Source organism: Campylobacter sp. IFREMER_LSEM_CL2127 (assembly GCF_025771745.1).
Taxonomy (GTDB): Bacteria; Campylobacterota; Campylobacteria; order Campylobacterales; family Campylobacteraceae; genus Campylobacter_D.
The window spans coordinates 68,083-87,753 of the sequence record NZ_JAKMQV010000006.1 but is presented as its reverse complement, the minus strand read 5'-3'; the positions used below and the strand labels follow the sequence as shown (position 1 = coordinate 87,753).

The 19,671-nt window shown below is 29.1% G+C and carries 19 protein-coding genes and 4 tRNA genes; 5 read left to right on the top strand and 18 right to left on the bottom strand.

Features of this window, described 5'->3' with window-relative positions; all coding sequences use genetic code 11:
* Positions 1–706: 706 nt before the first annotated feature.
* Both L8V77_RS05610 and L8V77_RS05605 read right to left on the bottom strand, forming a co-directional pair.
* A tRNA-Met gene (locus L8V77_RS05610) sits at positions 707–782 on the bottom strand.
* A 13-nt stretch (positions 783–795) separates the two neighbouring features.
* Positions 796–870: transfer RNA gene (locus L8V77_RS05605), tRNA-Gln, on the bottom strand.
* A gap of 108 nt (positions 871–978) precedes the next feature.
* Between L8V77_RS05605 and L8V77_RS05600 the strand changes: the two genes are divergently transcribed.
* The gene (locus tag L8V77_RS05600; RefSeq protein ID WP_263707077.1) at positions 979–2,001 is read left to right on the top strand and encodes a bifunctional 3,4-dihydroxy-2-butanone 4-phosphate synthase/GTP cyclohydrolase II; all 1,023 of its coding nucleotides are present in this window, start codon (positions 979–981) and stop codon (positions 1,999–2,001) included.
* Here the strand turns inward: L8V77_RS05600 and L8V77_RS05595 are convergent.
* Genes L8V77_RS05595 through L8V77_RS05575 form a run of 5 tightly spaced genes read right to left on the bottom strand, consistent with a single transcriptional unit; the run spans position 1,991 to position 7,357 of the window.
* Complete coding sequence (locus tag L8V77_RS05595; protein WP_318529533.1) at positions 1,991–2,941, bottom strand: SAM-dependent methyltransferase; 951 nt, start codon at positions 2,939–2,941, stop codon at positions 1,991–1,993. The genes L8V77_RS05600 and L8V77_RS05595 overlap by 11 nt on opposite strands.
* Positions 2,942–2,943: 2 nt before the next feature.
* Positions 2,944–3,750: a M23 family metallopeptidase gene (locus tag L8V77_RS05590; RefSeq protein WP_263707075.1), complete on the bottom strand. Its 807-nt coding sequence runs from the start codon at positions 3,748–3,750 to the stop codon at positions 2,944–2,946.
* Positions 3,747–5,741: a glycine--tRNA ligase subunit beta gene (gene glyS, locus L8V77_RS05585; protein ID WP_263707073.1), complete on the bottom strand. Its 1,995-nt coding sequence runs from the start codon at positions 5,739–5,741 to the stop codon at positions 3,747–3,749. The genes L8V77_RS05590 and glyS overlap by 4 nt, the downstream gene beginning before the upstream one ends.
* Before the next feature lie 33 nt (positions 5,742–5,774).
* Complete coding sequence (locus tag L8V77_RS05580; protein WP_164717489.1) at positions 5,775–5,915, bottom strand: hypothetical protein; 141 nt, start codon at positions 5,913–5,915, stop codon at positions 5,775–5,777.
* Positions 5,915–7,357 (bottom strand): alanine/glycine:cation symporter family protein, encoded by a 1,443-nt coding sequence (locus L8V77_RS05575; protein WP_115645335.1) that lies wholly within the window; start codon positions 7,355–7,357, stop codon positions 5,915–5,917. The genes L8V77_RS05580 and L8V77_RS05575 overlap by 1 nt, the downstream gene beginning before the upstream one ends.
* 222 nt (positions 7,358–7,579) lie before the next feature.
* On the opposite strand from L8V77_RS05575, the gene L8V77_RS05570 reads away from it, so the two are divergent.
* Entirely contained in the window at positions 7,580–8,332 is a 753-nt protein-coding gene (locus L8V77_RS05570; RefSeq protein WP_263707072.1) for an amino acid ABC transporter permease, read from the top strand.
* The gene (locus L8V77_RS05565) at positions 8,325–9,053 is read left to right on the top strand and encodes an amino acid ABC transporter ATP-binding protein (protein ID WP_263707071.1); all 729 of its coding nucleotides are present in this window, start codon (positions 8,325–8,327) and stop codon (positions 9,051–9,053) included. Before L8V77_RS05570 ends, L8V77_RS05565 begins: the two co-directional genes overlap by 8 nt.
* Here L8V77_RS05565 and L8V77_RS05560 read toward each other — a convergent pair.
* The 4 genes from L8V77_RS05560 to L8V77_RS05545 all read right to left on the bottom strand — a co-directional run bounded on the left by L8V77_RS05560 (position 9,050) and on the right by L8V77_RS05545 (position 11,521).
* A complete protein-coding gene (locus tag L8V77_RS05560) occupies positions 9,050–9,517 on the bottom strand; it encodes a tRNA (cytidine(34)-2'-O)-methyltransferase (protein WP_263707069.1) in 468 nt (155 codons plus the stop codon). The two genes, L8V77_RS05565 and L8V77_RS05560, sit on opposite strands and share 4 nt — an antisense overlap.
* A 13-nt stretch (positions 9,518–9,530) precedes the next feature.
* A tRNA-Arg gene (locus L8V77_RS05555) sits at positions 9,531–9,607 on the bottom strand.
* Between the two features lie 43 nt (positions 9,608–9,650).
* Complete coding sequence (locus L8V77_RS05550; RefSeq protein ID WP_263707068.1) at positions 9,651–10,667, bottom strand: sensor histidine kinase; 1,017 nt, start codon at positions 10,665–10,667, stop codon at positions 9,651–9,653.
* A 2-nt stretch (positions 10,668–10,669) separates the two neighbouring features.
* Positions 10,670–11,521 carry a DUF234 domain-containing protein gene (locus L8V77_RS05545; RefSeq protein WP_263707067.1) on the bottom strand — a complete coding sequence of 284 codons (852 nt, stop codon included), beginning with the start codon at positions 11,519–11,521 and terminating at the stop codon, positions 10,670–10,672.
* A 57-nt stretch (positions 11,522–11,578) separates the two neighbouring features.
* Here L8V77_RS05545 and L8V77_RS05540 point away from each other — a divergent pair, with 57 nt between their 5' ends.
* Positions 11,579–12,844, top strand: coding sequence for an aminotransferase class V-fold PLP-dependent enzyme (locus tag L8V77_RS05540; protein WP_263707066.1), 1,266 nt, complete (start codon positions 11,579–11,581; stop codon positions 12,842–12,844).
* Here L8V77_RS05540 and L8V77_RS05535 read toward each other — a convergent pair whose 3' ends face one another.
* The 6 genes from L8V77_RS05535 to L8V77_RS05510 all read right to left on the bottom strand — a co-directional run bounded on the left by L8V77_RS05535 (position 12,845) and on the right by L8V77_RS05510 (position 18,273).
* Positions 12,845–13,603 carry a basic amino acid ABC transporter substrate-binding protein gene (locus L8V77_RS05535; protein ID WP_263663955.1) on the bottom strand — a complete coding sequence of 253 codons (759 nt, stop codon included), beginning with the start codon at positions 13,601–13,603 and terminating at the stop codon, positions 12,845–12,847. It lies immediately after the preceding gene.
* Between the two features lie 192 nt (positions 13,604–13,795).
* Entirely contained in the window at positions 13,796–14,959 is a 1,164-nt protein-coding gene (gene ftsW, locus L8V77_RS05530) for a putative lipid II flippase FtsW (protein ID WP_257397039.1), read from the bottom strand.
* A 70-nt stretch (positions 14,960–15,029) separates the two neighbouring features.
* On the bottom strand, positions 15,030–15,836 hold the full coding sequence (locus L8V77_RS05525; RefSeq protein WP_039617961.1) for an adenylosuccinate lyase: 807 nt from the start codon (positions 15,834–15,836) through the stop codon (positions 15,030–15,032).
* A gap of 18 nt (positions 15,837–15,854) precedes the next feature.
* The gene (locus tag L8V77_RS05520; protein WP_263663958.1) at positions 15,855–16,574 is read right to left on the bottom strand and encodes an arginyltransferase; all 720 of its coding nucleotides are present in this window, start codon (positions 16,572–16,574) and stop codon (positions 15,855–15,857) included.
* Positions 16,574–16,834: a hypothetical protein gene (locus L8V77_RS05515; protein ID WP_263663959.1), complete on the bottom strand. Its 261-nt coding sequence runs from the start codon at positions 16,832–16,834 to the stop codon at positions 16,574–16,576. The genes L8V77_RS05520 and L8V77_RS05515 overlap by 1 nt, the downstream gene beginning before the upstream one ends.
* Positions 16,831–18,273, bottom strand: coding sequence for an acetyl-CoA carboxylase subunit A (locus tag L8V77_RS05510; protein WP_039668233.1), 1,443 nt, complete (start codon positions 18,271–18,273; stop codon positions 16,831–16,833). Before L8V77_RS05510 ends, L8V77_RS05515 begins: the two co-directional genes overlap by 4 nt.
* 120 nt (positions 18,274–18,393) lie before the next feature.
* Between L8V77_RS05510 and L8V77_RS05505 the strand changes: the two genes are divergently transcribed.
* Positions 18,394–18,470 (top strand) — tRNA-Arg (locus L8V77_RS05505).
* 6 nt (positions 18,471–18,476) lie between these two features.
* Here the strand turns inward: L8V77_RS05505 and tgt are convergent.
* Positions 18,477–19,595, bottom strand: coding sequence for a tRNA guanosine(34) transglycosylase Tgt (gene tgt, locus L8V77_RS05500; RefSeq protein ID WP_263707065.1), 1,119 nt, complete (start codon positions 19,593–19,595; stop codon positions 18,477–18,479).
* Positions 19,596–19,671 lie beyond the last annotated feature (76 nt).

Genomic DNA, 19,671 nt, shown 5'->3' with positions numbered 1-19,671 from the left:
GTTTAGTTTTAGACTTATTTATATTAAGTATATTTTATAAATTTGATTTTAAAAGCATATAAGAGTATTAAGTTATAGAATAATTCTTACTAGCATAAAAATAGTGTTATAATAAACACATGATTGATTGTCAAAAAAAGGAGAATCAGCATGAATGAAAACTATTTAGAAACAAAAGAATTTTTGTTTGAAAAGTATAAAAAATAGTCTTCAACAAAAAAAAGTGCACAAGTATTCTTGGAATATCAACTCCAACATTAGATAGATTAACAAAAAATAAAAAGATAGACTCTATGGGCATATCTTGCTATGTATTATTTTCCATTGAAGAAATAACTAAAGTTGTATCAGGGGGGGGGGTTAAATCTTTAAAATGAGATTTAACCATGTAAATTATTGAATTTTCAAAAGTATATATTATTTATATATTTAATTTTAAGGTATGGATACTTAGGGGTTTGGTTAGTAAATTACACGCCTGCTAAATCCACCATTTTATTTAATCTTGTATTTTTTTCTGATCAAAACTTTTTTAAATTACATTCTTATTTTAATTATTTTTTTAAGGGTTTTATATTAAAGCTAAATTCAAATTTCTTATATGTTAAATTAGAGTATTAAAACTAATGAAAATCATTAAAAGCAAGATTAACAATATTTTTATTTACTATTAATTTATATTCTTTGAAAAATTTTATTAGGAAATTGGTTGCGAAGGGGAGATTTGAACTCCCGACCTTCGGGTTATGAGCCCGACGAGCTAACCACTGCTCTACTTCGCGGCATCATATGAAGTGGATGGGGTAAAGGGATTCGAACCCCTGAATGACAGGACCAAAACCTGTTGCCTTACCGCTTGGCGATACCCCAATAAATCGAAATAATTTTTAAATTAAAAGTGGTATTATATATTATTTTTTACATAATGTCAAGAAAAATGTTATATAATTTCTTAAAAAATAAAAAAGGAGATTAATAGTGGGATATATTAGTGTAGAACAAGCTATAAAAGAACTTCAAGATGGCAAAATGCTAGTTATGGTAGATGCAGAAGATAGAGAAAATGAGGGGGATTTGATTTTCCCTGCACAATTTAGCTCACAAGAAAAAGTAAATTTTGCCATTACTCATGCAAGAGGTGTGGTGTGTGTAGCATTGAGTGAAAATTTGGCTAAAAAATTTGAACTACCTTTAATGGTGCCTAAAAATACATCAAATCACGAAACAGCTTTTACCATAACCGTTGATGCAAAAAATGCAACAACAGGGGTAAGTGCTTATGAAAGGGATATGACTATACAAATTTTTGCTGATGATAATGCAAAGGCAAGTGATTTTGTGCGTCCTGGTCATATTAATCCTTTGATAGCAAAAAAAGGTGGGGTTTTAGAAAGAACAGGTCATACAGAAGGAACAGTAGATTTATGTCGTTTGGCAGGATTAAAAGAAGCATGCGTGATATGTGAGATTGTTAAAGATAATGGAGATATGGCTAGAAGAAGCGATTTGCTTGAGTTTTGCAAAAAACACGATATTAATATGATTACTATTTCAGATTTAATCGAGTATCGTTTAAAAAATGAAAGTTTGATTTCTTTAATCAAAGAAGAAGACAGTATTTTAGCGGGTTTTAAAGCTAAAAAAATGACTTTTAAAGATCATAATGAAAATGAACATATAGCTTTTAGCTTTGGCACTTTGAAAGAATGTGAGAATGTTAAATTTTATCTTAGTGGAAGTGACTTTGAGCTTCTAACTTCTAATAAATTTAATGAATTATTAAAACAAATTGAGTTTTTAAGTCAAAAAAGTGGTGTAATCATTTTCATGAAAAATGAAAAACAAGAAAACACACAATATAAAAATTACGGCATAGGAGCGCAAATTTTAAGATATTTAAAAATTTCAAAAATCAAACTTCTAAGTCAAAATACCGATAAAGAATTCATAGGCTTAAAAGGTTTTGGGCTTGATATTACAAGCAGTGATTTTAAAGCTTAAATTCTAAAAACTTAAACTTATCGCCAAAGTTAAACATCAAATTTTTACTTTGGCTGATAAAGTTTTTACAAATTTGAGGGTTAGTATTTTTAGCTTGCTCGATAATTTCTTCCAAACTAAAGTCAATTAAGGCTTGATTTTGATTTTTATATTCTAACACTTCAAAGCCCTCTTCTTTTAAAACTTGCAAAAAATGATCAAAATTTACATTATATGTAATATCGCTTTTAGCAAAAAAATCTTTTAAATTCTCTTCAAAAAGATTATACACTTGGTGATTTTTATACATTCTAATACTAATTTTTTCTTCTTTTTTTGCATAATCAAAACATGCAAAAGTTAATTTTTCACAAGTTTGTTTTAATTTGGATAAAAAAGGTTTATAAGAGATACAAAGCTCACTATTGGTGATAGCATATTTTTTACACTCTTTCAAAAGATCTTCATTCATAGGCTTAAAAACAATGTTTAAATCATCACCAACATATGCCATTGTTTCATCTTTTATAAGCTCACATGCAAAACAATCAAATAATTCATTAGCATAAAAAAAGGCATTTTTAAAATGACATTCTTCTAAAGAATTATAAATTTTTACATCTAAATCATATTCATCAAAAAGTTTTTTTTGAACACTTCTTAACTTTTCATGTGGCTCTATGATAAAACACTCAATCTGCTCTAAAACATCAGCTCTAAGAGTGTATAAAGCTTGTATGAAATCAAGCATTAAATGCCCTTCATTTGCTCCTATTTCCACAACTTCAACCGGTAAAGTTAGTTTTTTATCATCTATAAGTTTTAAAAAATGATTAGCTAAAAGTACCCCGAAAAGATTTCCCACGCTAACTGCGGTATAAAAATCTCCATTTTTGCCAACACTCACAGCTTGGGAGTAATATTTATCAATCCAATTTTGAAAAAACTCACTAAAAGCTATCATTATAAAGCATTAAATTTAGCTATAAAATCAAGTGGATCAACTTGCACACCATTAACTAAAATTCCAAAATGCAAATGTGGTCCTGTAACCCTACCACTAGCTCCACTCAAACCTACAAGCTCGCCTCTTTTTACCTTTTGTCCTACTTTTACATTAAGTTTTGATAGATGATAATATTGAGAATAAAGCCCATATCCATGATCAATCACTACTGAATTTCCCGCATAGTAACGATTTGAAGCAATCCTTACAATACCATCATTACTCGCATAAATTTTTGTCCCACTTGCTGCTCTAAAATCAGTTCCACTATGATAACTTTTAAGAGTGTCATTAAACAATCTTGCTTTTCCAAAATCACTTGTAATTTTACTTTCTAAAGGGTATGTAAAATTGCCTTCAAATAAAGCTGTATTAGTATAAGTATTATAAACCTTAATAGCTTCTTGATATTCTTTGCTAATGCGATCAAGTGTTTCTTTAGGTGGATTGACCTTAGAAGCGCTAACTTTTAAAAATTCTTTTTTGTAATTTCCTTCGCTAAATTTTATGTTAATTTCTTCTTTAGAATTATCTTTAAATTCAGCTATTAATTTTCTATCTTTAGGATTTTTATAAGGCATAGCTATACTAACAATGACTTTATTTTTATACTCAAAAAAAGGAAGTTTTTTAGAATTTGAGCTAATTTGTAAAAAATTATTTTTATCAAATTCTAAAAAAACTACTTGACCTTTTACAAGCTCAATCTCTCTAGCTTCTAAAGTAAAAACCAAAAAACATAGAAAAAAAAGAATTTTTCTCATATACTAAGCTCTTTAATATCAGCTATTTTTAAAAACTCACGATAAATTGCGCATACTAAAGCTTGACGATTGTTTTTAATATTTTCATCTTTGTCATTAATCATTACTTTATCAAAAAAAGCATCAATTTGCGGTTTAAGCGCAAAAAGGCTTTCTAAAAGCTCTTGGGTATTATTTTCTTTTGTTTTACACTGCATAAAAGCTTGATATAAATCTTTTTCTTCTTGAGTGTTAAACAAATTTTCATTAATTTGAACCTCGCTTAATACTGCAATATTTGCCAAACGCTTAAAAGTAGCAAAATTTTGACTAAAATCTGCCTTATTTGCACTTTGAATCAAAGCTTTAATACAAGAATCAATATAAATAACATCATAAGTTTTAGAGCTAAGCACAGCTTTAACAAAAGAAGCATTTACTTCATAAAAAGTATATAAACGCTCTAAGATAAAATCTAATAAAATTTTCAAATCAAAGCTTTTATACTCACTAGCTATTGCTTCTAAAAATATCTTAAGATCAAAATTTTTATTTAAAGCTAAAATAATTTTTAAAACACCATTTGCTGCTCTTCTTAAAGCGTAAGGATCTTTTGTACCACTTGGGATTTTCCCCATTGAAAAAAGCCCCATAAGTGTATCAAATTTATAAGCTAAAGCTACAATGGAACTAAATTCATTACTTGGCATAGCTGAATTATCGCCATTTGGAAGGTATTGCTCTTTAATAGCCAAAGCAAGCTCATCGCTCATACCCATAGCTTTGGCATAATAAGATCCCATAATACCTTGAAGATCAGTAAATTCATACACCATTTGAGTACTTAGATCAGCTTTTGAGTATTCTATGGCTTTTAAGATTTCATCTTTTTGAGTATTAGCAAAAACATCACAAAGCTTAGCGGCGATTTTTTGCTCTCTGATGATTTTATCTTTTAAAGTTCCAAGCCCTTCAAGATAGATCATTTGGCTTATTTTATCATTATTTAAGCCATGCACTAAGTCATTTTTCCAAAAAAACATCGCATCACTTAATCTTGCCCTTAAAACCCTTTCATTTCCATTAATGATTTTAGAATAATCTTTACAAACTGCATTAGAAACTACAATAAAATGATTGCTTAAAGTATTATTTTTAAATACTGCAAAATAGCGTTGATTTTCTCTCATGGAAGTGATGATTACCTCACTTGGGATTTCTAAATACTCTTTTTCAAAATACCCTAATAATGCTTTTGGATACTCTGTGATAGCTACAACTTCAGCTAAAAGCTCATCATCTTCTGCAATAGTAATATCATTTTCTTTTTCAAGTGTCTTTAACTGTTCAATGATAAGTTTTTTTCTTTGTTCTTGATCTAAAATAATATAATTTTGCTCTAAAGTTTTAAAATACTCATCAATATTCGCAAAAGCTATCAAATCATAACTAACACTTCTATGCACAAAAGTACTTTTTGCACTTTTAACACCATAGCTTTCAAACTCAATCAACTCATCATTTAAAATACAACAAAGCGAGCGAATAGCTCTAATAAATTCAAAACTACCATCGCCCCATCTCATAGTTTTACCAAAGCTCAAGCTTTTCAAGAAAGCTTCAATCATTTGAGCTAAAACTGCTTTACTCTGTAAGCCTTGCACTTGTTTTTGACAATACAAGACTTCTTTACCTTTAATTTCTTTAAATTCAAGCTCTTCTTCTTTTAAACCACTTTTTTCTAAAAAACTAAGCCCTGCTTGAGTAAGCTTTCCATCTTTATAAGCTATCGCCCTAGGTGCGCCTATAAATTCCACAAAAGAATCATCTTGTTTTTCTTTAAAATTTTCATGGATAAAAACCAATCTTCTAGGAGTATAGAAAAATTTAAATTCAGATTCTAAATGATACTCTTGTAAAATCTTCTCCCATTTTTTAGTAATATTTGGAAGTTCTTTTAATAAAGGAATAGCAGGAAGCTCTTCTGTGCCTATTTCTATTAACAATTTCATTTTACACTCTTTTTTAAAAATTTTTAGTGTATTTTACCTGTTTTTTTTAAAATCTTTCTTTGTTTTTAATTTTTCTTCTCTTTGTTTGGCTTTTTCTTGCATTTGGCGGTTAAAGCCAAACACAAGAAAAACCATAAAAGCTATAAACAAAGCAATAATAATATAATCTATCATTAGTCCCAACACTCTGCATTTTTAATACCAAGCTTTGAAGCGCTAAACACTGGATCTCTACCTTGTCTTTTTTGCTCACTAAAGTCTTTTAATACCTTTTTCACTATACCACCAAGCAATAAAATAGAAATGATATTAATCGTAGCCATAAACGCCATAGTAGTATCAGCTAAATCCCATGCAAATTTTAAATCCATATTTGCGCCAATAAAAATCATAAGCACAGCACTTGCTTTAAAAAGATTGATAATAATAGGATTTTGAGTAAGGTATTTAATATTTGCTTGAGCATAATAATAATTTCCTATCAAAGAAGTAATAGCAAATAAAACTATACTAACAGTAGTAAAATGTACACCTAAATTTCCATAATACTCTCTCATAGATTCTTGCACCAAAGGTAGTGCTGTTAAAATAGGCTTACCATCTACGCCGATATTATTTGCATAAGCAAGTGAAAATAACACTAAAAATCCTGAACTTGTACAAATAATCACATCAATTAATACAGAAAATGCTTGAATAACTCCTTGTTTTGCAGGGTGAGTTGTAAGAGCTGAAGCTGCTGCATTTGGCGCTGAACCCATGCCTGCTTCATTAGAAAATAATCCTCTTTTTATACCTATAACCAAAGCAGAACCTGCAAATCCACCAAAAATAGCTTCAAAATCAAAAGCACTTTTAAAAATCATAGAAAACACTTCAGGAATTTTATCAAAATTCATAAACATTGCTATGATAGATAAACCAACATAAATCATTGCCATAATAGGAACGATAACTGAGCTTACTTTACCTATTTTAGTATGATCACCAAAAAACATATAAGCAGCAAAAACAGCTAAAATTGCTCCTATTACAATAGGCCACCAGCTTTGAGCAAAGCTTACTTCACTAGCATCAACCATGCCTTTATAGTAAAACTCAAATGCTGAAGTCATAGTTTGACTTTGAAGACCATTAAATCCATAAGCATAAGTAATGATTAAAATCACCGCAAAAACAGCTCCAAGCCATTTTAAATTTAAAGCTTTACTAATATAATAAGCAGGGCCACCTTTAAAACTTTTACCATCACGGCTTTTGTAAACTTGTGCTAAAGTACTTTCTGCAAAAGCTGAGGCGCCACCAAAAAACGCCATAGCCCACATCCAAAATAAAGCACCTGGTCCACCCAAAACAACTGCTACTGCGATACCTGCGATATTTCCTATACCAACTCTTGAAGCTGTTGAAATCATCAAAGCTTGAAAAGGAGTAATATGGTGTTTTTCATGCTTTTCTTGCTTTTCTGTTAAGATATCAAACACATAAGGAAGCATTCGAAATTGCACAAAACCAGTCAAATAACTATAATAAAACCCCGTGACAATAAGTAAAATTACTAAAATAGAATAATACTGATTATTCACAAAGGCAACAAATTGGGATATTAAATCCATATTTATCTCCTTTTTTATAAATTTTCAAATACAAATTTATCATAAAAAAATGAATTTGTTATAAAAAAATATAATTTTAGGTTAATTTTATTTTATTTTTTATAGCTATGTGAAATTTTAACTCAAAATATTAACAACAACATCACATAAAACACCTTTAAGTAAAAAGAAAACTTAATTTTTATACACTTAGATTTTTAAAAATTTATCAAGGTGTGCAAGTTGAAACAAAATACGATAAAACTTTTTGTATTTTTTGCCATTATTATTTTTTGGGCTTATTTTTCATTTCCTATTGAAATTTTACAAGTCAAAGATCAAAATGGTTTAGCCACAGGTGAATATGCTTATACCATAGAAGCTAAAGCTTATGTTCATAGTTATTTCACAACACTTGGTTTAACAGTGGGTGGAATTTTAATAGGCATTGCGCTTGGTTTTTTCCTAGCATTTTTAAGATTTTTAGAAATCCAAAGTTTAAATTTTATTATAGATGAATACATAGACATCATACGCGGAACCCCTTTGCTTTTACAACTTTTGATTTTTTCTGTAGTGATTTTTGCTACTTGGAGTGATAATTTTTATGTGGCTATTATCGCACTTGGACTTAATAGCTCTGCTTACGTAGCTGAAATCGTAAGAAGTGGAATTCAAAGCGTAGACAAAGGACAAATGGAAGCAGCAAGAGCAATGGGACTTAATTATTCTGCTTCTATGAGACTAATCATCTTCCCGCAGGCAATTAAAAACATTTTACCTTCTTTAATGAATGAATTTATTTCTTTATTTAAAGAAACTTCAATAGTAGGCTATATTAGTGTTATGGATATTACCATGCAAAGTAAAAGCTTGCAAGCAATCTATTACAACCCTAAACCTATTATTTTTACAGGACTTGTGTATTATGTAAGTGTTAAAATTTTAACACTCATCGCAAGAATTATAGAAGTGAGATTAAATAAACATGATTAAAATAGAAAATTTAATTAAAAAATACGGAGATTTAGAAGTCTTAAAAGATATTAGTGTTGAAGTACATAAAGGCGATATTATTGCTATTATAGGGCCTAGTGGAGGTGGAAAAAGTACTTTTTTACGCTGTTTAAATAAACTTGAAACACCAGATAGTGGTAATATTTATATCAATAATATTAATATACTTGATAAAAAAGCAGATATCAATAAAATTCGTCAAAAAGTAAGCATGGTATTTCAACATTTTAATCTTTTTAATAATAAAAATGTTTTAGAAAATTTATGTCTAGCGCCAGTACAAACAAAAATCATGAGTAAAGACGAAGCAGTAAAAAAAGCACGAGAACTACTCAAAAAAGTTGGCTTAAGTGATAAAGAAAGCTATTTTCCTCACAAGCTCTCAGGCGGACAAAAACAGCGTATTGCCATAGCAAGGTCATTGATGATGAATCCCGATGTGATTTTATTTGATGAACCAACTTCAGCTTTAGATCCTGAAATGATAGGTGAAGTTTTAAACATCATGAAAGAAGTAGCTAAAGAAGGTTTAACCATGCTTGTAGTTACGCATGAAATGGGATTTGCAAGAAATGTAGCTAATCGAATTTTCTTTATGGATAAAGGCATTATAACAGTAGATGAATGTCCTAAAATAGCTTTTGAAAACCCAAAAAATGAAAGATTGAAAGAATTTTTAAATCAAGTTTTAAATCATTAAAATTTTTCAAAAGAGGCAAAATTTTGCCTCAAAGCCTCATAACTCACTATACCTACACTTGTAGCTAAATTTAAACTTCTACCACAATCTTTCATCGGTATAGTAATGGTATTTTCCCATTTTTTTTGCATTAAATCCATAGGTAAGCCAAAACTTTCACTTCCAAAAAACAAAAAATCACCTTTTTGATAATTTACGTCAAAATAAGCTTGAGTAGTTTTAGTTGTCGCAAAGAAAAATCTATCTTGAAATTTTTCATATTCTTTTAAAAAATCTTCTAAATTATTCCATAATAAAGGATTTAATTTTTTCCAATAATCAAGCCCTGCTCTTTTAACTGCCTTTTCATCAATACTAAAAAGTGGATTGATAATATGTAAAGTAAATCCTGCATTAAAACACATTCTGCCTATACTTCCTGTATTTTGCGGTATGCGAGGCTCAACCAAGACTATATGAAACATCTTTTTCCTTAAATGGTGTCCCCAGCAAGGTTTGAACTTGCGGCCTCAGAATTAGGAATTCTGCGCTCTATCCAGCTGAGCTATGAGGACAAATATTTTTTATTATTTTAAGAAAAAATTTATTTTATAGAGCTTAAATTTTAAGCTCTATAAAAAAACATTTTGGATTTTCATCAAAACCTAAAATTCCATTATGTGCATCAATAATTTGTTTTGACAAAGAAAGTCCTAGACCATTGCCTTTTAACTTAGTTGTTTTAAAAGCTTCAAAAACCATTTTTTTATCTTTGATACTTACCCCGTTATCATAAACTTTAATAAAGATTTTATCTTCTTTTTGCTCACATTTAACTTTTATACAACCATCATCATTTTCACTTTCTTCAATAGCATCTATGGCATTATAAAGCAAATTTTGCAAAACCAAAGCAATCAAAGATTTATCTGCGTTGATTTTTAAATCTAAAAATTCAAATGTAAAATCAATATTAGCTAGATAATTATAAGCTCCAATAGCTTGTTCGCATTCATCTTGTAATTCTTTTAAATTAAATTCATTTAAATTAACATGCACTCCTTTTGTAAAAAGCAAAGTAGAATTTACAATACGCTCCACCCTAGAAATAGCTTTTTGAATTTCTAATACTATATGCTTATTTTTTAACTCACTTCTTTCAAACAAAGTAGAACTTAACAAAGAAATAGAACCGATAGGATTGCGTATTTCATGTGCTAGGTGTGCTGCTACTGTACCCATACTGGCTAATCTTTCATTCCTTTTTTCATCGCTAATATCAGTGGCGCTAACTATAAGTTTATCCGCATGAGAGGTGACTTTTATTAAATAAAATTTATGATCAAACTCAAGCTCATAATGAGTTTTTTCAAGATCAATTTTTTCTAAAAGTTTTGGTTGTTGATTAGCTAAGTTATTTTGAAGTGTTATCTTTTTATTAGTATCTAAAACCCACAAAGCCATTGGTAAGACTTCTATAATTTCATTCATTGTTTGCATTAACTCTGTATGATTTTTTATCAATTGATTGTAAGCATTTTCTACTACAAAAGTTTGCTCTATTAAAAATTTTAAACCTTTTTGGAAATCTTCCTTTTCACTAGAATCTAAACTTTTTAAAATTTTCTCATCCACACTTAATCCTTAATTAAAAATTGAAAATCTTCTAAAGTATATAAAAGCAAATTACGCTCCTTATTTAGAATAAGCTCTTTACTAAAGCCACTCTTTGAAAAAAGCACATATAAATTAGGTTGAATTTGCAACTGTTTTGCTTTGTTTTTTAAGGTATTTAAAATATTTTTACATATTTTTCTTTCTTTAAATTTAACCTCACCTAAAACACAAAAATTTTCTTTTTTATAATAAAGATCTATCTCACAATAATAATTCCAAAAACTATACACCTGCTCTACCTTAAGCTTTTTAGCTAAAAATTCTTTACACAAAAGCTCAAAAGTAAAGCTTTGATATTTTTCTAAATTTTCTTGGATTATTCCCATTAGCTCGTTGTATCTTTTCATCGTAATTAAGTTTAAATTAGGATATATAAAATAAAAGAAAAACCTCAATCCTTGATTTTTAAAAACAACCTTATCTTGAATGCTATATGAGCGTAATTCTTTTTTAATCTTTTGTCTTTTATTTTTCACAATAGGCTTTTCTTGACTTTTTTCCAAAGTCAAAATATTTTTTTCTAAAAGTTTATTAACAAGTCCTAGAGCTTGAAAATGCGGAATAGATTTATTGATAGAATAACGTTTTCTATCATTTTTACTTAAAACGCTCAAAGCCTTCAAAGCATTATCATCTAAATTTAAATAAGATAAAATATCAAAAGCTTTTAAAATAAAAACATTTGAAATATTATCGTATAAACTTAATTTCAAATCAAATTCAAATTCATCAAAAATACTATAAAAATCAAAAATATTTTTAAGCTCCAAAGTTTCACAGCGTTTTGAAAAATCACTAAAATTTATAACCACATCCTTATTTTAAATATTTTGTATGATATAATTTTAACAAATTTTTGGGGGATTTTTTTGAATATTGAAACATTAAAACAAGATATTATTTTAAAAAAAGGCATATATTATTTTGATTTTACAGCTAGTGCTTTAGCATTAAAAAGTATAGAAAAAGAAATAAAAAAAATTCTTACAACTTATGCAAATACACATTCAGATAGCTCTTTAAATTCTTTCATCACACAGCAACATTATGAAAATGCAAGAACAAATTTAAAAAAATACCTTGAATTAGATAATAGCTTTGCTCTTATAGCTTGCGGGAGTGGATCTTCAGCTGCTATTAAAAAATTTCAAGAACTTTTAGGTCTATATATACCCCCGCTTATTAAAGAAAAATACTTTAAAAATACAGATAAAAGCACCTTACCTTTAGTTATAGTAGGACCTTATGAACATCACTCTAACGAACTTTCATTCAGAGAAGCTTTGTGTGAATGCGTTCGCATACCCTTAGATAAAAAAGGCGAGTTAGATTATGCTTTTTTGGAAAAATTGTTAAAAAAATCCAAAAACAGACAAGTCATAGCAAGCTTTAACGCTGCTTCAAATGTCACAGGAATTTTAAGTGATTATAAAAAAATCTACACTCTAATCAAACAATATGATGGCGTAGTCGCCTTTGATATTTCCACCTTAGCTCCTTATGCTAACTTAAATCCTAAATTTTACGATGCAGTGTTTATCAGTTCTCATAAATTACTTGGTGGTGTAGGATCTTGTGGCTTACTTGCTATTAAAAAAAATCTATGTGGTAATACTCCTAGCTTTGCTGCAGGTGGAACCGTAGGCTATGTTTCAAGAACTTCTCAGCAATACTTATGCGAGGTTGAAAATTTAGAAGAAGGTGGCACACCTGGAATTATTCAACTTATTAGAGCAAGTTTAGCTTTTAAAGTACGCAATGAAATAGGTTTAAAAAATATAGAAAAAAAAGAAAAAGAGCTTTGTGAGTATTTTTTAGAACAATGTACAAATTTTCCAAAAATGATCTTATATGCAAAAAATATCACTCATAGATTGCCTATTTTTGCTTTTAACATAGAAGGAATTTCTCCTTTTGATTTAGCTTACAAACTAAGCAAAACTTATAAGATAGAAACAAGAGCAGGCTGTGCTTGCGCAGGACCTTATGGGCATGATTTACTAAAATTAAAAGATAATCAAGAGCTAAAATTTAAACCAGGTTGGCTAAGAGTGGGTTTTCATTATACACACACAAAAGAAGATATAGAGTATTTTTTTAAAGCCTTGAAAGCAAGTATCAAGGCTTTAAGTTGATTATTGTAAATCGTATTTTTCTACGATTTTTTGGTAAGTACCATCAGCTTTAACTTTTTCTAAACCTGCATTAATTTTTTGAACAAGCTCAGTTTGTTTTCCTTTATCAAAAGCTATACAAAATCCTGAACTTCCATCATTTTCTTCTAAAAATGCTTCTAACTCTTCATTAGTTTTTAAATAACCTTTACCGATATCTTTATCTGTCAAAACTGCATCAACTTTACCAGCTTTTAAAGCCAAAATTGCAGCTAACATTTCTTCGCTAGCCACCACTTGAGCATTTGGAATAGCCTTAGCAGCACTTTCTTGGATGGTTCCAAGTTGAACACCTATTTTTTTACCTTCCAAACTTTGTTTATCACTAATGCTAGAATCTGTTTTTAGTTTTAAATATAAATTTTTAGTATTAAAATAAGTATCACTAAAATCCATACTAGTAAGTCTTTGTGGTGTTGAACTCATAGCAGAAGCTATCATATCAATCTTTCCAGCTTTTAAAGCGGGGATCAAACCATCAAAACTCATGTTTACCCATTCAAGTTTTAAATTTTCTCTTTTTGCAATCTCTTCTAGCAAATCAACATCAAAGCCGGTAATTTTTGCATCTTTAACAAAATCAAAAGGAGGATAATTTGCAGCTATACCTACTTTATAAACTTTTTCACTAGAAGCACTAGCTTGATTTTTATCGCTTGAGCAAGCACCTAAAGCCAATATACCAAATAACGCCAAAACAACATATAATATTTTTTTCATTTCTTTCCTTTGTTAAAAATTAAAAATAAAATTGATAAATGATTATAATGTGTTTAAACGCCTGTATCTCTTCATATCCGCCTCCTTGTATAATAAATATATCATAATTATAGCAGAAAAAAGTTTTTTGTAAAGACTTGATAGCAAATATTTTTTATTTAAGTTATTTTTTATATATTTTAATTAACAAATTTATATTTTTACCTTTTTACTAATCATTAAAACATAGCCTATTCCAAGACAAATAGACCACATTGAACTACCTCCATAGCTTAAAAGCGGCACAGCAACACCTTTTAATGGAGTCAAGGAAATAATTCCAAAAGCATTCATAAAAAATGAAAATAATAAAAGCAAAGCCACACCCGAACAAAACAAAAAATGAACTTTATTTTCACAACGCCCTGCTATTCTAAAAATTCGAAGTATTACCATCAAATATATAAAACAAATAATACTTAATCCCAATAGTCCTATCTCTTCAGTAATCCCTGATAAGACAAAGTCCGTATGGACCTCACTTAAAAATCCTAGTTTAAAAGTTCCAAGCCCCAAACCCTCTCCAAAAAATCCACCATGAGCTATAGCATTTAAACTATGTGAAATTTGATAAGGCTCTGAATTGTGACTTACTCTTAAAACACTTGCTAGCCAATCAGGAAAGAAAGGTAAAAACGCATCTTGGATATTTCCCCACCAAGCAGAAATACGCTGAATTCTTCTTTGATTACTTAAGATTACCAAAACTCCAATCATTCCAACAATAACCACACCAAAAGCAAAAAGTCTTTTACTAGCTCCTGCAAAAAAAGCTAAAGCAAAAACCAAGAAAAAAGAAATAACGCTTTGCCCTAAATCATTTTGTGTCATATAAATATAACCAATAACAAAAGCAGCTAAAATAAAATAAGGAATTAAAATTAAAACTTCATGTTTGATTGCTTTTTTGCTATCATCAATCCTTCTTGTATAAGACCAAGCAAGGAAATAAATCAAACCTATTTTAAAAAATTCAACTGGAGAGATAGATAAAGGACCAAGCCTAATCCACCTTTTAGCACCACCTGCTGCAGTAGCAAGAAAGGTAGGCAGAAAAGGTAAAATAAGTATAAATAAAAAAGAGATGAGTAAAACGCTTATCATCAAATAATGCGCCATTTTACTATCAGGATTTAATCTTGAAACAAAATAAATAATAGCTATACCACTAAGCCCAAAAAAAAGCTGTCTGATAAAAAAGTGAAATTCATTATATTCTAAATAAAGAACAGTAAAAGCACTTAAAGAATATGAAAAAAGTATTCCTATAGTTATAAGAATGCAACTTAAAAAAAATAACTTTCTATCAGCAACCAATGTTATTCCCTAAATTTTTATAAAAAATTAATTTTAATAAATTGCAACTTAAAATGATGTTATTTTAGCATCAAGTATTATTTTTATATAAAGATTTTAAGCTCTCATAAGCAAGCTGAATTTTCTCAAATTCTTCACGGCAATAAGCTTGTTCGATCTTACTTTTACCTTGATGGCGATCAGGATGATAAATTTTAACCAAATTAAGATAATTTTGTCTAATAGTAGCAAAATCATCACTAGAATTACATCCTAGTGTTTGAAAATAATTTTCAAAAAGCTTTGCCAGAGCATTAAATTTCCAATTAGTACTAGCTTTGTTTTTCATTTTATTTCTAAATTCTAAAAGCTGAGTTTCATTAATCGTAAAATCAACACAATATTTCAAATGCTCATTCACACTAGCTAAAATTTCTAAAAGATTTAAAGTATTATCATCTTTGTATTCTACTGAAAAAATACAATTTTTTTCATCATACACGCTTTTATGATCTTTAAAATACTGCTCTAAATACACAGCAAATAATTTTTCATTCGAACTTAGTGTGATTAAAATATTCTTTTGCGCAAAGCCTATTTTAGCAAAGATTACAGGCTTTAAAGTATTTGCTTGAGCAAGATTTAATTTAAAGGTTTTATAATGTGCAAAAGCAAGATTATCAATTTGATTTCCAGTATTTTTTTTATATTTGTGGTTAACAAGTTTTAAAAAATATCTTCTTTGAGGAATTTCATTTTCTACAAAAAAAGACAAGGTTTTATTTTTATTACCTATAACTTTGGAAAAATTTTTACGGATAAGATCTTGAAAATATTTAAACATTAAAAAATCATCAGTATTAACACTAACTGATTCTAAAGTTTGCACTACTTGCATAAAATCCTCTCTATAAACCTAACTCCACAAAAATGCTTGCTCATTTAAAGCACTAGTGTGTTTTAAAATTTCATTTGGACTATAATCGGCTTTATATGCTAAAGATTGACACCCTTTTACAAAATATCCCAAATAAATATATTTTAATTTTTTTAATTGTGCAAGTTTAATTTCTGTTAAAAGCGAATATTTACCAAGACTTAGATGGGAAAAATCTGGATCATAAAAACAATAAATGCTAGAAATTCCATCTTCTAAAATATCAATCAAATCAACACAAACTAACTTATTGTCTATATAAAAATCAAGCTCATATCCAAAAGTACCAGCATTATCTACATAAAGATTGTAATATTTTCTAAAATTTAAATCATAAATTTTCCAATTTCTTTTATCTTTTTGGTAATGGTGATATTTTTCATAAAGCAATAAATGCTCATCACTTAAAGAAGGTTTTTGTAAGATTATTTTAGTGGCTGTATTTTTTTTCAAAACCCTGCGATAACTTTTGCTAAAATGAAAATTTTCTACTAAAATACGTAAATTTTGACACTCATTGCAATCATTACATATTGGTCTTGAAAAATACGAACCAAAGCGACGCCAACCTCTTGAAACTAGTTCTTGATTTTGTGTTTTTGTGATAAAAGATATATAATTATACTCATTTCTACAGTATCTATTTTCAAGATAAGGACATTCTTCTTCTAAAGTACAAAAACCAATAATATTATTCATTAGATCTTTTTAATATCACTATTTTTTACAAATTCCATAAATTCATTAGCCAAACGCTCTTCTTTTAAAAACATATCTTCAAATTCTTGCTCTTGTTTTTTATTTTCATTTTGTTTAGCTAAATCTTTTTGTATAGCATCTAAGTCAGTATTTTTCATACTAACTCCACTTTTACTCGCTTTAACCTTTTCTTTTTTTACTTGACCTTGTTCTTTTTGAAGTGCTTTTTTTATATCTTTTAATTCATCTAAAAAACTCATGATTGTCTACTTTCTTTTATCTTTTGTAAAGTCGCAGCTATAGCAGCAATTACTTCTTCTTTGTTTTCTTGGTGTCTATCTTCTGTTTTTTCTAAAAGCTCTTCCATATGTGTTTCTATAAAAGAAGTATCAAAATACCCTCTTCTAAATTCTCTTATTTTGGTAATTGCAATCAAAAATGGCACGGTTGTTCTAATATCATCAATCACAAATTCTTTCAAAGCTCTCTCAAGTCTATTAACCGCACTATCATAACTTGAACCTTTAACGATTAATTTTGCAAGCAAAGAATCATAATAAGGTGGCACGGTATAGTCTTTATATAAATGACTATCCACTCTTACAGATGGCCCTAAAGCTGGAAAATATTCTGTGATTTTACCCGGACTTGGAATGAAATTTTTCCATACATTTTCTGCTGTAATTCTAGCTTCTATCGCAAAACCTCTTGGCTTTATATCACTTTGTTCAAGATCTAAAATTTCCCCATTTGCTATACGAATTTGTCTTGTGATAAGATCAATTCCTGTGATTTCTTCTGTGATTGGGTGTTCTACTTGAATTCTTGTATTCATTTCCATAAAATAAAATCTATTATAATCATCAAGTAAAAACTCAACCGTCCCAACATTGGTATAACCCACAGCTTTTGCAGCAGCTACTGCGGTAACTCCTATGGTTTTTCTTAGTTTTTCTGAGATACTTGGACAAGGTGCTATTTCAATGATTTTTTGATGTCTTCTTTGTATTGAGCAATCTCTTTCACAAAGATGGATGATATTACCATAATTATCTGCTAAAATTTGAAACTCAATATGCCTTGGATTAATAACATATTTTTCCATAAAAACTTCATCATTTTTAAAAAAGCTTAATGCCTCTCTCTTACAAGCTTCAAAAGATTTTTCTAAATCTTCTTCTTTATGTACTACGCGTATACCTCTACCACCACCGCCACCACTGGCTTTTAAAATCACTGGATAACCTATTTTTAAAGCTTGAAGTTTGATTTCTTCTAATGTACAATGATTTAATTTTTCAGTACCTGGAACCACAGGAATTCCATTTTTTTTCATTAAATATCTTGCTATATTTTTATTTCCCATTTTACGGATAACATCTGATTTTGGCCCTATAAAGATAATCCCTGCTTCTTCACATTCTTTAGCAAACTCATAATTTTCACTTAAAAAGCCATATCCAGGATGTATAGCATCAGCCCCGCAAGCTTTAGCAATTTCAACTATTCTTTTACCATCTAAATATCCTCTTATGGCATCAGTTCCTATTCTATATGCTTCATCAGCAACTTTTACATGCAAACACTCATGATCAGGTTCAGTATAAACAGCAACGCTTTTTATATGTAAATCCCTACAAGCACGGATTACCCTTACTGCAATCTCACCCCTATTAGCTATTAAAATCTTATGTATCATTACTTTGCCTTAAGCTAAAATATTATTCAAAGAAGATTAGCATAAAAATATAAAAATTCTATAAAATTACTTATTTTTGCTAATTTTAAGAATTTTTTGATAAAATTACTCTTTTATTTTGCGCCCATAGCTCAGCTGGATAGAGCATTTGATTGCGGTTCAAAAGGTCAGAGGTTCGAATCCTCTTGGGCGTACCACTTTATTTACATTCTTTGTCTATAAAATTCCTTTCTAAAATTTTCAAATTCATCTTTGATAATAGCTTCACGCATTTGCTTTACCAAATTTAGATAATAATGTAAATTATGAATACTTGCAAGTCTAAAAAAAGTTAATTCTTTAGCTTTAAATAAATGATTCAAATAAGCCCTTGAAAAGTTTTTACATGTATAGCAAGAACATTTGCTGTCTATAGGAGCATGATCAGTGATAAATTCTGCTTTTTTGATATTAAATTTTCCAAAGCTAGTAAATAAAGTTCCATTTCTTGCATTTCTTGTTGGCATCACACAATCAAACATATCAACACCTCTTGCTACATTTTCTACTAAATCTTCAGGTGTGCCAACTCCCATTAAATATCTAGGACGATTATTATCTACATAAGGCATCATAGCTTCAACCGTATCATACATAGCCTCATTTTCTTCTCCTACGCTTAATCCACCTATAGCAAGTCCATCAAAGTCCATCTCACAAAGTGCTTGAGAACAAATTTTTCTAGCTTCAAAATCCGTTCCACCTTGAATAATACCAAAAATATTCTGCCCTACTCCCACACCTTGACTTTGCTTTAGCTTGTGATAATCAATAGCTTCTTTTGCCCATTTTATAGTGCGTTTTAAAGAGAGCTCTATCCTTTCTTTACTTGCAGGCAATGCCACTAAATCATCTAAAATCATCATAATGTCTGAGTTAAAATCATACTGAGCATCTAAAACACTTTGCGGGGTAAAATAATGCAAACTTCCATCAATATGACTTTTAAACTGAATTCCTTTTTCATCAGGTTTTGAATTTTTACTTAAAGAAAAAGCTTGAAAGCCTCCACTATCTGTTAAAAAAGATCCATTAAATTTACTAAAACCATGCAAGCCACCCATTTGTTTAATCACCTTAGATCCTGGTCTTAAATACAAATGATAAGTATTTGCTAAAATGATTTTTGCGTTTAAAATCTCACTCATATCAACAGCATCTAAACTTTTAATCGCAGCCAAAGTTCCAACTGGCATAAAGATGGGAGTTAAAATTTCACTATGTGTAGTTTTTATACGACAAGCTCTAGCATTTGCACTTTTATATTGAACTTCAAATTCCATTGATTTTCCTATATTTTTTGCATAATCATACCAAAGACTTGCTTATAAGTTTTTTTGAAAGAAAGCCTGTTTTTAA